Origin of the sequence: Streptococcus sp. M334 (assembly GCF_000187745.1) — a bacterium.
In the GTDB taxonomy this organism is placed as follows: Bacteria; Bacillota; Bacilli; order Lactobacillales; family Streptococcaceae; genus Streptococcus.
Window position 1 is genome coordinate 210836 of sequence record NZ_GL732487.1, and the last position, 14687, is coordinate 225522.

At 41.1% G+C, this 14687-nt stretch carries 15 protein-coding genes; all 15 read right to left on the bottom strand.

Annotated features, from left to right (window positions below; genetic code table 11):
• Positions 1-13: 13 nt before the first annotated feature.
• The 15 genes from HMPREF0851_RS09740 to HMPREF0851_RS09815 all read right to left on the bottom strand — a co-directional run bounded on the left by HMPREF0851_RS09740 (position 14) and on the right by HMPREF0851_RS09815 (position 14620).
• Positions 14-1567: a hypothetical protein gene (locus HMPREF0851_RS09740; protein ID WP_000301988.1), complete on the bottom strand. Its 1554-nt coding sequence runs from the start codon at positions 1565-1567 to the stop codon at positions 14-16.
• 254 nt (positions 1568-1821) lie between these two features.
• Positions 1822-3354, bottom strand: coding sequence for a cardiolipin synthase (cls, locus tag HMPREF0851_RS09750; RefSeq protein ID WP_000456638.1), 1533 nt, complete (start codon positions 3352-3354; stop codon positions 1822-1824).
• A 244-nt stretch (positions 3355-3598) separates the two neighbouring features.
• Positions 3599-4060, bottom strand: a complete 462-nt coding sequence (locus HMPREF0851_RS09755; RefSeq protein WP_000769798.1) for an SP_0198 family lipoprotein — start codon at positions 4058-4060, stop codon at positions 3599-3601.
• An 86-nt stretch (positions 4061-4146) separates the two neighbouring features.
• Entirely contained in the window at positions 4147-5397 is a 1251-nt protein-coding gene (locus HMPREF0851_RS09760; protein WP_000464315.1) for a bifunctional folylpolyglutamate synthase/dihydrofolate synthase, read from the bottom strand.
• A gap of 256 nt (positions 5398-5653) precedes the next feature.
• Positions 5654-5959 carry a DUF1292 domain-containing protein gene (locus tag HMPREF0851_RS09765; RefSeq protein ID WP_000017620.1) on the bottom strand — a complete coding sequence of 102 codons (306 nt, stop codon included), beginning with the start codon at positions 5957-5959 and terminating at the stop codon, positions 5654-5656.
• Positions 5960-5974: 15 nt separating this feature from the next.
• A complete protein-coding gene (gene ruvX / locus HMPREF0851_RS09770) occupies positions 5975-6394 on the bottom strand; it encodes a Holliday junction resolvase RuvX (protein WP_004239076.1) in 420 nt (139 codons plus the stop codon).
• A 3-nt stretch (positions 6395-6397) separates the two neighbouring features.
• Complete coding sequence (locus tag HMPREF0851_RS09775) at positions 6398-6664, bottom strand: IreB family regulatory phosphoprotein (RefSeq protein WP_000507059.1); 267 nt, start codon at positions 6662-6664, stop codon at positions 6398-6400.
• Positions 6665-6750: 86 nt separating this feature from the next.
• Entirely contained in the window at positions 6751-7311 is a 561-nt protein-coding gene (locus tag HMPREF0851_RS09780; protein WP_029693050.1) for an SP0191 family lipoprotein, read from the bottom strand.
• 73 nt (positions 7312-7384) lie between these two features.
• Complete coding sequence (spx, locus tag HMPREF0851_RS09785; RefSeq protein ID WP_000591165.1) at positions 7385-7783, bottom strand: transcriptional regulator Spx; 399 nt, start codon at positions 7781-7783, stop codon at positions 7385-7387.
• Positions 7784-7914: 131 nt separating this feature from the next.
• The gene (locus tag HMPREF0851_RS09790) at positions 7915-8976 is read right to left on the bottom strand and encodes a M24 family metallopeptidase (protein ID WP_001042888.1); all 1062 of its coding nucleotides are present in this window, start codon (positions 8974-8976) and stop codon (positions 7915-7917) included.
• A complete protein-coding gene (uvrA, locus tag HMPREF0851_RS09795) occupies positions 8969-11800 on the bottom strand; it encodes an excinuclease ABC subunit UvrA (RefSeq protein ID WP_001152838.1) in 2832 nt (943 codons plus the stop codon). Before uvrA ends, HMPREF0851_RS09790 begins: the two co-directional genes overlap by 8 nt.
• Before the next feature lie 469 nt (positions 11801-12269).
• Complete coding sequence (locus tag HMPREF0851_RS16655) at positions 12270-12392, bottom strand: hypothetical protein (protein ID WP_000568695.1); 123 nt, start codon at positions 12390-12392, stop codon at positions 12270-12272.
• A 52-nt stretch (positions 12393-12444) separates the two neighbouring features.
• Positions 12445-12837: a hypothetical protein gene (locus HMPREF0851_RS09800; RefSeq protein ID WP_000417892.1), complete on the bottom strand. Its 393-nt coding sequence runs from the start codon at positions 12835-12837 to the stop codon at positions 12445-12447.
• Positions 12837-13256 carry a DUF1492 domain-containing protein gene (locus tag HMPREF0851_RS09805; protein WP_000187317.1) on the bottom strand — a complete coding sequence of 140 codons (420 nt, stop codon included), beginning with the start codon at positions 13254-13256 and terminating at the stop codon, positions 12837-12839. The genes HMPREF0851_RS09800 and HMPREF0851_RS09805 overlap by 1 nt, the downstream gene beginning before the upstream one ends.
• Before the next feature lie 860 nt (positions 13257-14116).
• Positions 14117-14620 carry a hypothetical protein gene (locus HMPREF0851_RS09815; RefSeq protein ID WP_000824781.1) on the bottom strand — a complete coding sequence of 168 codons (504 nt, stop codon included), beginning with the start codon at positions 14618-14620 and terminating at the stop codon, positions 14117-14119.
• Between the last annotated feature and the right edge of the window lie 67 nt (positions 14621-14687).

Consider the following 14687-nt stretch of genomic DNA (forward strand, 5'->3'; position numbering starts at 1 on the left):
GATATTGATTTCGTTATTTAATTTTATAGACTTTAAACTCTGAGTAATCAGTCTTTACTTGTTGGTAATTCTCTTTCAAGATTGTTTCTACTTCAGACCAGACTGGCACCTTGTCATTCACAAGAATCATCTTGGGTTGATTTTCTTTTAAATCATTAATCAAACTAGTTTTATTTTCTTCTGTATTCGTGTAGAGAAGAGGTGATAAGAACATGGAACCAGCCAAACGCTGGCTTTCTTTATAGATTTGAACATGGGAATCCCAGATATAGATTCGGTCTCCCTCACTCGTCTCTTGTTTGATTCTATCTACTACTTGATGTTGTTCACTATAAGAAGCTGGATGCAAGACAAAACGAGCTACAAAAGGAACTGCAATTAGATAAACCACTACTAGAATCGGTAAGTAGAGATTTCCCCTCATAAATTTTTTCCATAAAGTTGGAACTTCCTCTCTTCTCCGACGACGTGCCATCCTTCCCGAGTGTTCCCCACGAATACTAGTCATCAAAAGAAGGAGCAAAAATGGAAGAATCAGAATTAAATGTGAACCGTGAAGAGGTTCTTGAGAAAAAATCAGCAAGACCAGTCCAAATAAGAAAACAAAGCTAGCTGGCACTGAGATGACATATAATCTAGATGCTTTAGATTGGAACAAGCCTAGAAAAATAAGGACGAGAGCACCTAAACCAAAGGTCAATAAACCATAGAATAAAAGATGATCCATTAGTTGGGAGTTGGTAAATATCTGAAGGGAAGTAATTGGATATAAAAGACTCTCCTGAGCCTCTCCAAAACCTCCTGAAATGATGACATAGTAGCCTAAAGGATAAAATAGGAGAGAAAAACCAAGTGCTGTCGCAAAAAATTGATAAATTCCATGTATAAAGCGTCCATGTCCAACATTAAAAACAAATAAACCAATCGTTACTACAACAGTAAAGAGAAGACTTGTAAGGGGCTCTATAAAAAATGCTAGGGCCAAGAAAATCCCCAGACGTAAAAATCCTTTATCGTGATTAGGATTTGCCAGATAGCCTGCTACTAAAGAAAAGCCTGCAATTAAGAATGGAAGAGCTAAAATCGTAGCATAGCCTCCTCCAAAACCAAGACCAGACACCAAAATATAAAATATCGTTAGAAGTTGCTTAGCTTGATCCCTTTGTCCCGTCAAATAGTCAGTTGCAGAAAGAAGGAAATAACCCCCTCCTAAGAAAGCTAACCATTCTACTAAGGCAAAAAGAATGCCTCCTTGGGTAATGTAAAGTAGTAAATAATAAAGAAGACCTTGACCAGCATAATAACTACTGTATAGCTGTCCTCCCTGATGCAAAGCCCACCCAATATACAAATCCTGCGCCTGAGAAGGACTTACCATATCTAAAAGTAAAGGAAGCACCACAGAAAAAATTGTCGCAATCGTACTTCCAATGATGAGTCTGAAAAACGGGAAAGCTACCTGCTCTTCTTTTTCTACATGAGATTCAAGGTTCCTATCCAATCTATTTTCAATTTCATTACTCTGTATCATTTCGGATACTTCTTCTATTTTGCCATATACAGCCATGTCGTTTCTCCTATTCAATTTATCTGTCTTAGTATATCAAAAAGACCTAGAATTGTCAGCTTGCGATGGCTGTTTGAGTGATTTTTTACATAGTTTCACAAAGGTTTCAATTTCTCGAAATCGGTGTAAATGTGTCTGTTTAAATGTCGTGATATAGTTCAATTCTTTCTGAGTCAGCATCCTTCCCCCTATATCTTCTTATTCGTAAAAGACAAGAAAAATAGGACTGATTTGTGTCCTCAGTCCTAGATTTCTTATAAGATAGGGGCAAATAACTGGGCAATTTCCTTAATCAATTTTTGATACCAGCTATTTTTTATCGTATGAGCAAAAATTTCTTGCGATACTGAAAAAATCTCCTCAAAATCTTTTTGAATCTCTGTGATTGATTTCGTTTTATATAGCAAAACTGCATTTTCATAGTGGTGAAGCAAACTTCTGTAATCTAAGTTAATGGTTCCAACTGCAGCAAAGTCCTTATCCACTAGGATTTGTTTACTGTGGATAAAGCCTGGACTATACTCAAAAATCCTTACTCCTGCTGACAACAAATCCGGATAGGCCCCTCTCGTGATGAGTTGGATTAATTTTTTATCCGGAATGAACGGAGTCACGATGCGGACATCAACACCTCTCATGGCCGCGTTTTTAATACTCTCTGTTAAATCATAGTCAATAATAAAATAGGGTGTTGTGATATAGACTGAATCAGTAGCCTGATTAATCAAACTTTGATAGACTTTTTTCCCTACCTGAGTACGGAAGATGGGCTTGGGTCCACTACCGTAAGGAATGCAGAGACCTTGACTAGAACAAGGCTGATTTTCCAAGTGATACTGGTCAAAATCGCTGATTTGCCCACGATTGATGTACCAGGTCATCAAAAAGAGACGGGTTAGAGCCTTGACACCAGGACCATCTAAGCGAATCCCACTATCCTTCCAATAACCAAAGCGTTCTACATGGTTGATGTACTCATCAGCTAAGTTAATCCCTCCTGTATACGCTATCTGACCATCTATAACAAGGATTTTACGATGGTCTCGATTATTGTAAGCTACTGTCAAACGAGGAATCACCTTGTTAAACTTATGGGCTTCAATTCCACGACTACGAAGCTGAATAGTATAATCTCCAGGTAAAGTCGCCATACAGCCGATATCATCATAGAGCATCTTGACCTCTACACCCTGAGCTGCCTTTTGCTCTAGTATATCTAGTATGCTATTCCACATCAGACCTTCTTCGACAATATAATACTCTAGAAAGATAAACTTTTCAGCTTTCTTAAGATCTTCCAGCATATGTTGCCACATGCTTTCACCTGAAGGAAAGAATTGTGAGGCCGTTCGATCATATACATCGGCATTGTTATCCATACTCAACAAAGATTTGATAACTCCGTAAGCCGCCTTATCATCTTCCTTCAATTTCTGGCGGAGTGCTTTACTGTTATCCTCCCGAAAATGCATGGAATCAAGTCTGTTCAACTGCTTAATTTCTTTTTTGGACAATCGCCTTTCACCAAACATTAGATAGAGCAAAGGACCAATGACAGGAACAAAAGTCACCACTAGCCACATTACCTTGCTTTCAGGCGCCATGGAACGATTAACAATAGCGACAATGGTCGCCATACTCATAAAGATTAAGACAATAATCCATAGAATGGGAGCCATCCGCCCTAAATAAAGAAAGAGACCAAAAACAAGAGAAAGTTCAAGTAGCATAATCGAAAGACTAAAGCCATACTTGGACATTAATAATTGAAATTTCCTATATTCCATATCCCCTCCTTGATAGTTTGAATGCTAAAAACAGGTATTTGATACTCTTCGAAAATCAAATTCAAACCACGTCAGCTTCACCTTGCCGTACTTAAGTACAGCCTGCGGCTAGCTTCCTAGTTTGCTCTTTGATTTTCATTGAGTATGATACTAGTATAACGCAGGTATTCGATAGAAGGCAAGTATTTATGGTCATTTTCTGAGTAATCATAAAAGAGACCGAAAAATCCAGTCTCCTTCTAGTTTATTTTGATAAAACGATACGATCTGAAGCGTCTCTATCCATATCGTCGATAATCATCTGATTGCCATTGATTGTATAAATCTTGACATCATCGCCAATAATCATGCGTTGATTTGCTGCATCAAATGTGACCTGTTTGACTTTCTGATCCCCGTCAGATTCGAGCTCAGTCCATGTACCAGTCGTACCAGTCACTACCAAAGTGATACGGTCTCCGTCATCTTGGCCTGTATAAGTCCCATCAATATCGGTCGGTTGAGCAACAGGCGCATTTTGTGAAGAACTTGTTGCTGCCTGGTTGCTATTTTCTGTAGAAGATGAAGCTGCTTGTGATTGTTGAGTTTGTTGTGTTTGCGCTTGAGCTGCTGGTTGTTGAACCTGTTGAACTCTTTGTGAACAAGCTACTAAGAGACCAAAACTTGCTAGAGAAGCAAGAGAAAGTGTGAATGTTTTTAATTTCATGATGAATTTCCTTTCTTCTACCAATTTACAAGAGTATTCCTTTCTAACTGGCAGTTCCCCTAGTATAACAAGTTCAAAAAAGGAGGTCAATTTATCTGCTCATGCTCCTGTAGGTGACTCCGTACTTCTGATATAAAATAGAGAGACCCTGTAATGAACAACAAGTCCTGCGCGTCTGCCCTTGCTTCAAAACTGCTAATAAATTCTCGGTAAGAAGGAATCACATCGTAACCTATTACATCTGTCTCCTCAAGAGCCCCTTGATAGTCAAAGCCGGTCACCTTGAGTTCCACCTGAGGCAAATTCTCATTCAGATACCCCAACATCCCTTGATAATCCTTACGTTTCAAGGCTCCAAAGAGGATTTGAGGACGATAGCCTTCCTGCTCTTTTTCTTTGATAAACTCAACCAAGCGAGTCAAGGCAGGGAGGTTATGAGCACCATCCAAGTAAATCCGAGGACGAATACACTCCAAGCGACCAGCCCAATGGGTCTGCTTCAAAGCCTGTCTTACAGCCTGTTCATCAACAACTTCCTTTCCTTCTCCCATAAAAAGAAGAAACGTTTGCAACGCCAAGGCCGCATTCTCCTGCTGATAGGCTCCTTCCAATCCTATTTTCAGCTGTGGAAAATTCCCCAAAGAACTTGAAAAACCGCCATTCAGCATTGAAAAATCTTGATCTGCCTGATAAAGGACAACAGCTAAAGATTCTGCTTTTTTCTGACAAACAAGCCTAGCTTCTGAAGGCAACTTGGCAATCACTGCCTTTTTACCAGCCTTAAAAATACCAGCTTTCTGCTCTGCAATTGCTTCTAGACTATCGCCCAGAGTCTCCTGATGGTCAAGTCCGATGGAGGTGATGACAGCAAGCTCTCCAGTTACCACATTGGTCGTATCAAGTAAGCCACCAATTCCCACTTCTAGTAAAACCAAATCCACCTCTTGCTCCCTAAAATAGAGAAAAGCAATCAAGGTCAGCAATTCAAAAAAAGACAACTGATCATGGGTTTGCAGAAGCGTTTTCTCCATTTCCTTGACCTGCTCAGCTAAACGGATAAAGTCTGCGTCTGCTATAGGTTGTCCATTAATGCAGATTCGGTCATTGATGGAGACGATATGAGGAGAGGTAAAGGTCGCAACTTTTTTGCCATGCCCCATAAATAACTCCCTCATAAAAGCAATGGTAGAGCCTTTCCCATTAGTTCCTGTTACGTGGATAATAGGGTAAGACTTCTCGGGATTTCCTAACAAATCCACCGCTTCTTGCATTCGGCCCAAGCCTGATCGAAAATTCAAACCAATCCGACTATGGAGCCATTCTTCTACTTCAAACATACACATCTCCTTGACAAAAGTCTAATCAATTATCTAGCAAAATTCCGTAGATAACAAAAAATGAGGTCAGGATTTTCGTCCCGACCTCTTACCTGGTTAGCTAATAACTAGCCACTATAAATTTTAATGTGGGGTAAAAATTCTCCCCGGATGTTCCAACTCTTCCCAATTTCTAGGAGTTGGGGTAAAAATATCCCCCTAACTTACTGACGGTTTTTATTTTTAGCGTCAGGCTAAAAACGTCCCCCGGACGTTTTTACTCCTCCATAAAGCTGTTGAAGACTTCTTCAATCATGTTCCATTCGTCTTCTGAGTCTTCTGGTATTGGTTGCAATTCGCCTTCTGTTCCATCTTCATTTTCGATGAATGAGTAAGCTTGGATTTCAACTTGTCCGTCTTCATCTTCTTCTGCGTTAACTGGTACTAGAAGAACATAATTTTTACCAAATTCTTCTTTTCCGTCAATCGTCAAAAGGATTTCAAACAAGGTTTCATTTCCTTGCTCATCTACTAGTGTGATTAGTTCACGTTCTTCGTGGTCGTGGTTATGATCGTGTGACATAGCCTCTCCTTTATATTAAAATTTTCTATCTAAATAATTTTGTAAAATCAGCTGAGCTGCTAACTTATCAATGACTTTCTTGCGCTTGTTACGGCTGATATCTGCTTGTTCAATCAACATGCGCTCAGCAGCCACTGTTGTCAAGCGTTCATCTTGATAGTCTACTGGTAAACCAAAAAGCTCTTCTAGCTTTGCTCCGTAGGCTTGACTAGCTTCCACGCGCGGTCCGCTTGTATTGTTCATGTTTTTAGGCAAGCCCACTACAAATCGTTCCACCTTATAAGTATCAACCAACTCCTTAACGCGGTCAAAACCAAATTGGCCTTGTTCCTCATTGATTTGGATGATTTCAAGCCCTTGAGCTGTAAAACCGAGCGGATCGCTAATCGCCACCCCTACCGTTTTTGAACCGACGTCCAATCCCATAATTCTCATAGGTTATAGATCGACTCCTTGTCCTTTAAGGTAGTAGCGGACCAATTCCTCAACGATTTCATCACGCTCATACTTACGGATTTGATTTCGTGCATTATTATAACGAGGAACGTAGGCAGGGTCTCCACTCAATACGTAGCCTACGATTTGGTTAATTGGGTTGTAGCCCTTATCGTTCAACGAAGCATAGACATCAGTCAAAGTTTCGCTAATTTCTTTTTTATTGGAATCGTCCAATTTAAAACGTACTGTTTCTTCAGTAAATCCCATTCTAACACCCTCTTTCCTTAGAATAGTACCATTATAGCATAATTCCTTACGTTCTACAATTCAGGCAGTCTATTTATTTGGATTTTCTATTGTTCTGTCGCACCATTTGCCAATCTGTCTGAAATATATTTGCTTGGTTCATTTTTCAAAAGATTTTCCAAGCCAATGTTCTTCAAATATTCTAACTGAGAAGCCTTCTTGACATCCAGAACTTGAAAATCATAACTAGTCGTTGTTTGAAGTTCCTTTGCGCTCAATAGTTTTGTTTCAAGCTTAAAACCTGCCAATTTACGAGCTTCTATGATGGATTCATCCTTCTCCTCCGCCTCGAGAAGAGCTTTTTGAGTTTCTTCCACTCCATGTTGGTCAATATAGGTCTTCAAATCATCTGATACTGGACGCTTTTGTTGGATGGTTAGGTTCAAAAAAGTCTTGTCTTTATAAGTAATGGTTTGGGTTTGCTGGCTACCATCATCTGACTTAGGCAAGACTAAAGTCTTGGTTACAACTGTATTCTTCTCAGCATTTTCAATAACTGGCAATGCCGACTGAAGCGTATCCTTTTCTGTTTTTGTAGCTGGTCCAGTTTCTTTTTTCTGTCCGCAACCAACCAGGACAAAAAGGAAAGCTAGACTAACAAGAACTATTTTTTCATTTCTTTCTTCTTTCTTTTTGAAATTAAAATAGAATAAGACTGGGAGTTGCTCCCAGCCTTGATGTTTATAGAGCTGCACGCAAACGTGCTTCTGCATTTTCTACATTACGGACAGAGCGTGGTAGGAAGGCACGAATATCGTCTTCCTTGTAGCCAACTTGTAGGCGTTTTTCATCCACAAGAATTGGGCTCTTTAAAATTCTCGGTGTTTCCATAATCAGATTGAGGACTTCATTGACACTCAAATCTTCAATATCCACTCCAAGGGCTTTGGCATAGCGATTTTTAGACGAAACAATGCTGGCTATTCCGTTATCTGTTTTGGTTAGAATATCCAGTAATTCTTCTCTCGTAATTCCTTCTTTACCAAGGTTTTGTTCCTTATAACTTAACTGGTGGGCATTGAGCCAGGTTTTTGCTTTTTTACAGCTAGTACAACTTGAGACTGTATAAATTTTAATCATGTACCTACCCCTTTCGCTACATGTTACTATCAGTTTAGTCTATTATACCATAAAAAACATCCGACTTGCGACCTATTTTTAAATTTTTTTGACTTTTTTCGTCATTTTCGTACTTTTTTCTTGACAAATAACTAAATGACTATCAACTCTTTTGGAGCAAGGGTCAATAATTCACAACCTGTCTCTGTAATCAGGATATCATCCTCGATACGAACGCCATATTTGCCTTCGATATAGATACCTGGCTCATCTGTCAATGCCATACCTGCCTTAATAGTTTCTGTAGAAGTCTGGCTAAAGTAAGGCTCTTCATGGATATCCAGTCCAATACCGTGTCCGATACCGTGGGTAAAGTAGTCGCCATAGCCTGCCTCGATGATAATATCACGAGGAATTTTGTCAAAGTCTCGGAAACCTAATCCTGCCTTAGCCTGGTCAATCAAAGCTTGATTGGCTTTGAGAACCGTATTGTAAATCTCCGCCTGCTCGTCACTGACATGCCCCAGATAGATAGTCCGTGTCATATCGCTGACATAGTGGTCATAGAGGCAACCGAAGTCCATAGTAATGGCTTCTCCCAGCTCCACTGGTTTGTGCATAGGATGAGCATGAGGTTTGGAAGAGTTGATACCGCTAGCTAGGATAGTGTCAAAAGACAAGCCAGATGCTCCCAACTCACGCATGCGGAAGTCAAGGAAGTTGGCAATTTCAATTTCAGTTTTTCCAGGTTTGATAAAGTCAAGCGCATCGCGAAAAGCTTGGTCAGAGATAGAACAAGCCTTGCGAATCGCTGCAATCTCCGCCTCATCTTTAATCATTCGAAGGCCTTCAACAAACTGTGTCTGTGGAAACAAGTCAATTCCTTCAAAGGCTGCCTGCATACGGTGATAATAAGAGACCGAAATCTCATCCTCAAAACCGATTCGAGACAAGCCCATGTCCTTGACAATGCCGGCAATGACAGCCAATTCATCACGGTCTGCTACAATCTCAAAGCCACTAGTTTCTTGCTTGGCTGCGATAATATAGCGAGAGTCTGTCACCAATATCTGACGGTCACGGCTGATAAAAACGGTTCCGTTCGAACCCCAAAAACCAGTCAAATAATAGACGTTTTTGAGGTTATTGATGATGATGCCATCCAATTCTTTTGCTTGCATTTTATCTAGAAATGCTTGTACACGTTTATTCATGTTTTAATTTTCCTTTCAAATAGTGTCCTGTGTAGCTGGCTTCGTTGGCCGCTACTTCTTCTGGAGTTCCTGTCGCGATAATGGTTCCACCACCGACTCCGCCCTCAGGTCCCAAATCAATGATATGGTCTGCCGTCTTGATAACATCTAGATTGTGCTCAATAACGAGGACTGTATTGCCATCGTCAACAAATCGAGCCAAGACTGTAAGCAAGCGAGCGATATCCTCTGTATGGAGTCCTGTCGTCGGCTCATCCAGAATGTAGAAAGATTTTCCTGTCGATCGTTTGTGGAGTTCACTAGCCAGCTTCATACGCTGGGCTTCTCCCCCAGAAAGGGTGGTAGCTGGTTGTCCTAGCGTCACATATCCCAGTCCCACATCCTTGATGGTCTGAAGTTTACGTTGAATTTTTGGAATGTGTTGGAAGAACTCCACCGCATCGTTGACGGTCATATCCAAGACCTGCGAAATATTCTTCTCCTTGTAGTGAACTTCTAGGGTTTCACTATTGTAGCGGGTTCCATGACAGACTTCACAAGCCACATAAACATCTGGCAAGAAGTGCATCTCAATCTTGATAATCCCGTCACCTGAGCAGGCTTCACAGCGACCTCCCTTAACGTTGAAACTGAAACGTCCCTTCTTGTAACCACGAATCTTGGCTTCATTAGTCTGAGCAAAAAGGTCACGTATATCGTCAAAAACTCCTGTATAGGTAGCTGGGTTGGACCTCGGCGTTCGTCCGATTGGACTCTGGTCAATATCAATCAAGCGGTCTACATGCTCAATCCCCGTAATGGTTTTAAATTTACCAGGTTTGTCTGAATTGCGGTTGAGTTTTTGAGCAATGGCTTTTTTGAGGATGCTGTTGATGAGGGTCGATTTCCCTGAACCTGATACACCAGTCACCGCGATGAATTTCCCTAGTGGGAAGCGAGCAGTAACATTTTGCAAGTTGTTCTCACGCGCTCCTGTCACTTCGATAAAACGACCATTACCGACACGGCGTTCTTCTGGTACTGGAATGGCACGTTTACCTGATAAATACTGGCCTGTGATAGACTTGCTATTGCGAGCAACCTGCTTGGGCGTACCTGCGGCGACAATCTCCCCACCAAAAACACCGGCACCGGGACCAACGTCAATCAGATAATCCGCCTCACGCATGGTATCTTCGTCATGTTCTACTACTATGAGAGTATTGCCCAAGTCACGCATCTTTTTGAGACTGGCAATCAGGCGATCATTATCCCTCTGGTGAAGACCGATTGACGGCTCATCCAATATATAGAGGACACCTGATAGGTTAGAACCAATCTGGGTTGCCAAACGAATACGCTGACTTTCCCCACCTGAAAGGGTTCCTGCTGAACGAGACAGAGTCAGATAATTAAGACCCACGTTATTAAGGAAGGTCAAACGATCCTTGATTTCCTTGAGAATAGGTCGAGCAATGATGGCTTCATTTTCAGACAAGGTCAGCTGACTCACCAATTCCAAGTGATCTGCAATAGACAGGTCTGAAATTTCTCCGATATGTGGCCCTTGCTCGCCACCCACACGGACAGACAAGGCCTGATCATTTAGGCGATAGCCGTGACAGGTTCCGCAGCTCAGCTCATTCATGTAGAGGCGCATCTGGGTGCGAGTGTAGTCGCTATTGGTTTCATGGTAACGACGTTTGATATTATTGACAACTCCTTCAAAAGGAATATCGATATCGCGCACGCCACCAAATTCATTCTCATAGTGGAAATGGAATTCCTTGCCATCTGACCCGTATAGAATCAAGTTTTTATCTTCTTCTGACAAGTCCTCAAAAGGCTTATCCATATCCACTCCAAAGGCTGTCATGGCCTGCTCTAGCATGTTTGGATAGTAGTTGGATGAGATAGGATTCCAAGGTGCTAGCGCCCCCTCACGTAAGGTTTTGCTGGCATCTGGAACTACCAAATCAGTATCCACCTCCAGCTTGATGCCCAATCCATCACACTCACTACAAGAGCCAAAAGGAGCATTGAAAGAGAAGAGACGAGGCTCTAACTCAGGGACAGTAAAACCACAAACTGGACAGGCATAATGCTCAGAGAACAACAACTCAGAGTCGTCCATAGTATCGATAATGACATAGCCTTCTGCGATGCGAAGGGCTGCCTCAATGGAATCAAAGAGACGGCTACGAATGCCCTCCTTGATAACAATACGGTCAACTACGACATCAATATTGTGTTGCTTGCTCTTAGACAAGTCTGGCACTTCAGTCACATCATAGACTTCCCCATCCACACGGACACGAACATAACCGTCTTTCTGAACCTTCTCAATAACAGTCTTATGTTGCCCTTTTTTCTTGCGGATGACAGGAGCTAAGATTTGCAGACGCTGGCGTTCAGGTAACTCCAAAACCTTATCCACAATTTGCTCCACAGAAGAGGCCTTGATAGCTCCATGCCCGTTGATACAGTAAGGTGTCCCCACACGTGCGTAGAGGAGACGCAGATAGTCATTGATTTCAGTCGTTGTTCCCACCGTCGAGCGAGGGTTTTTGCTAGTCGTTTTCTGGTCGATGGAAATAGCTGGGCTTAGACCATCAATGGCATCTACATCAGGTTTCTCCATGTTCCCCAAAAATTGACGAGCGTAGGCTGACAAACTCTCCACATAGCGACGTTGTCCCTCAGCATAGAGGGTGTCAAAGGCCAGACTGGATTTCCCTGAACCTGACAAACCAGTCACGACAACCAGCTTGTCACGTGGAATCTCCACATCAATATTTTTTAAATTATGGGCACGCGCCCCATGAATGATAATTTTATCTTGCATCTTTGTTCTTTCTAGTCCATTATTGCTTACCATTATACCAAAAAATGTGAGATTCTATTACCCAAAAGGCTGATTTTGTAGTATAATCAACAATCGCTTATTTTATATTTCCTTAGGGCTTCCTAATCCTTATATCACGCGCTTTTGAACAAAAATCACTAATATTACTGTTTACTACTTGCTCCCCCAAAGTACGCAAAAAGGGGAGCAAAAAAGCCCCACAAAAGGGCTAAGATTTGACGAGTTCAGCAGGCAAGAAACTAGCACGGTCAAACGTGCTTTTTTTATTGCTGGTTGCTGATAGGTATATTATACCATGAAGCGCGTGATTTATAAGATTATGACCTCACAAAAGCCCCCAGATTCGTTTCTAAGGGCTTGTAGTTTGTCCGTGGTGTTTTAGTTGTCCAGTACGAAACAAAGCAAAATAGGGGGCGAATATGAAGCCTACGCCTACATTTGCCAACATTTATGCTTCTAACTCTTGTAGTAAGATTAAATCTAAACCATCAAGGTCAAAATCTATGTTTAAATCTATCTCCATATCCTCTAATTGGATATTCTCCAAATCAATCAAAAAATCTTCAATCATGTCATCCCCCTCACTTAAATCTCAACATTTCTCAACAAAACACCACAAACGCCTACCTATATACTTCTAGTTCTCCGTTCTGGTGGATTCTCGCAAAGTTTAAGACGGCTATCTGTTTGTATCGGTGGTAGCTAGTGGAGCTAGTACCTGCCATCTCTACGCATTCACTCATTGTTTTCTTCCTCATGTAGCAATAATGGATAATAAAGTATTTTCTGGCTCGTTTGTTCTCTATACTGTTGATGTCTTGGGCGAATATCTCCAATCCCTCACGGATTGCTTTTTCATGCTCACCGCTCAAATTCCACTGATCAGGTAAGATAAGTTCCCAAGCCTCTTCATCTATCGTAACTTGGTTTTCACTTCCTGCCATCCTCTGGAATCGTAGAAAGTAAGTCATCCGCTTTCTGACGTTCATCATCGTTTTAAACTTATCCAGCTCCATTAGTTCGCTCCTTCCACCTTGCTCAAGTGTTCTATAGCTTCCTGCTTTACTCGATATACTGTAGTCTTTGATTTATCTATTTCCTCAGCAACCTGCCAAGCGTCTAGATTATTCAAATAAAAAAGTCTTAGAACAGAACGCTCAAGCGGATTGACCAACTTATCAATCAGCCTAGATATTTCCATTCTCTCTTCAGTAAGTCGCTCAATCCTCTGAAGCGTATCCTCTTTTAGTTTTAGAACACTTATAAGATTGTTCTCTGTCTTGTTCTCTCTGCTTGTCTGTACCCTGCTATGGCTTAGTGTTGGCTTTTTGATAATACCACCTTCCAGGGCCTCCAATTCCAAATATAAGCCTTTGATTTCCTTGCTTATCCACTTAACGCCCTCTAGTTTTTCTTTTACCTGCTCTGGTGTCATGCCTCGGCCTCCTCTATGATATAATATTTTTATCGGATATATCACAAAGGAGTCAGCCCTGTGCTGGCTTTTTTTGCTATTTCTCTATGTTCGCTCTAGCTTCAAATGCTTTCCCGCGAGAAAAAATGTACAATGACGGTGTGAAGCTCATAGAAGCGCGTGGGGAGGGAGATAGCCCCCATATCTCCTTATGGTTTGATAAGCAATTAAGGCAAGTTATTTCTTTGCTTATCATTTGGTAAGCAACAAATCCAAAATAACAGACTTTTAAATTGCTCTTATCTCCTTATCATTTGGTAGGAAAATAAGGGGAGTTGTTTTAGTTCTTATTTCCCTATCATTTTGTAAGGAGAAAATCCAAATTAAGGAAGATAAAAAGTCTCCTTATCTCCTTACAGTTCTTCAGAGAGCAAAATCAAAATAAGCGATGTTATTTCCTGTCCTATTCCCTTACCGTTTGACAAGGAGAAAAACGAAAATAAGGAGCTTTTAAATTTGTCTTAACTCCCTATCGTTTTGTAAGCAATTAAGAAGGTTTGTTGTCGTCCTTATCTGCTTATCGTTTCTCAGGGAGTTAAGGAGGGTTTTTATTGCTCTTATCTGCTTGATAAATGATAGGGGGATATATCCACTTTCTCGGCGTTCGCTCGGAGTTCAACACACATAACCCTGCCATTTGTCAGGCATATTTACTGCCACTACCTAACCAAAACCTTACCATTTTTTGGAACGCTTACCGCACCCTTTTGTGGAACGCTCTACTTACTTAAATCCTTGATATATCTAGCTTTTTTAACATTCAAACCGTCTAATATGTAGTATTTGTTCGTTTGGTAAATTACACACTACTTCATATTGTCCTACAATCTCGAACCATTCAGCCAAAATCTATCCCCTTTTTTAGTATACTTCAAAAACTTCTTATAGTGCTTATGATACCTGTCACGCTTCATATACTTTGGTCTTTCAGGGAAACCATCAAACATATATCCACCACGTCTAGGACTCCACCCTGGTTCTACCTTTCTGGCTTCTTTTAGTGCAAGCTCCCAGTAGTATTGGCAATCCGTTTTACTGCGGTTCAGAGTGCTCTTGTGGATATCTAGACAAGTACCGCAACTAAAATATAAATACCGTTTATAAAGCAACCTGCACCGTCTCCCACAATCAGGGCAAAGAAAGAAATATCGATTACCTCCCTTAGTTCCTGCTATTCTGTCTAATTCAAATGACTCTCCACCAAAATCAATCATTAAATTATCCAAATCAATCTCTAAACGTTGACCGTCCAACTCAGCTATACCCTTAGATATTCCTCTCAGCTTCATTGGTTTAGTGATTGTTTCTATTGCTAACCGCTTCATTATTTCCCCCTATATGGAAAAACCCAAAACTATTGGGTTCAGTAGTAGTGAAACCACAAAAAGAGGC

Bases quoted from the DNA above. Each gene is read 5' to 3' on its own strand.
- HMPREF0851_RS09740 (WP_000301988.1), bottom strand. From the start codon at position 1,567: ATGGCTGTATATGGCAAAATAGAAGAAGTATCCGAAATGATACAGAGT.
- cls (WP_000456638.1), bottom strand. From the start codon at position 3,354: ATGGAATATAGGAAATTTCAATTATTAATGTCCAAGTATGGCTTTAGT.
- HMPREF0851_RS09755 (WP_000769798.1), bottom strand. From the start codon at position 4,060: ATGAAATTAAAAACATTCACACTTTCTCTTGCTTCTCTAGCAAGTTTT.
- HMPREF0851_RS09760 (WP_000464315.1), bottom strand. From the start codon at position 5,397: ATGTTTGAAGTAGAAGAATGGCTCCATAGTCGGATTGGTTTGAATTTT.
- HMPREF0851_RS09765 (WP_000017620.1), bottom strand. From the start codon at position 5,959: ATGTCACACGATCATAACCACGACCACGAAGAACGTGAACTAATCACA.
- ruvX (WP_004239076.1), bottom strand. From the start codon at position 6,394: ATGAGAATTATGGGATTGGACGTCGGTTCAAAAACGGTAGGGGTGGCG.
- HMPREF0851_RS09775 (WP_000507059.1), bottom strand. From the start codon at position 6,664: ATGGGATTTACTGAAGAAACAGTACGTTTTAAATTGGACGATTCCAAT.
- spx (WP_000591165.1), bottom strand. From the start codon at position 7,783: ATGATTAAAATTTATACAGTCTCAAGTTGTACTAGCTGTAAAAAAGCA.
- HMPREF0851_RS09790 (WP_001042888.1), bottom strand. From the start codon at position 8,976: ATGAATAAACGTGTACAAGCATTTCTAGATAAAATGCAAGCAAAAGAA.
- uvrA (WP_001152838.1), bottom strand. From the start codon at position 11,800: ATGCAAGATAAAATTATCATTCATGGGGCGCGTGCCCATAATTTAAAA.
- HMPREF0851_RS16655 (WP_000568695.1), bottom strand. From the start codon at position 12,392: ATGATTGAAGATTTTTTGATTGATTTGGAGAATATCCAATTAGAGGAT.
- HMPREF0851_RS09800 (WP_000417892.1), bottom strand. From the start codon at position 12,837: ATGGAGCTGGATAAGTTTAAAACGATGATGAACGTCAGAAAGCGGATG.
- HMPREF0851_RS09805 (WP_000187317.1), bottom strand. From the start codon at position 13,256: ATGACACCAGAGCAGGTAAAAGAAAAACTAGAGGGCGTTAAGTGGATA.
- HMPREF0851_RS09815 (WP_000824781.1), bottom strand. From the start codon at position 14,620: ATGAAGCGGTTAGCAATAGAAACAATCACTAAACCAATGAAGCTGAGA.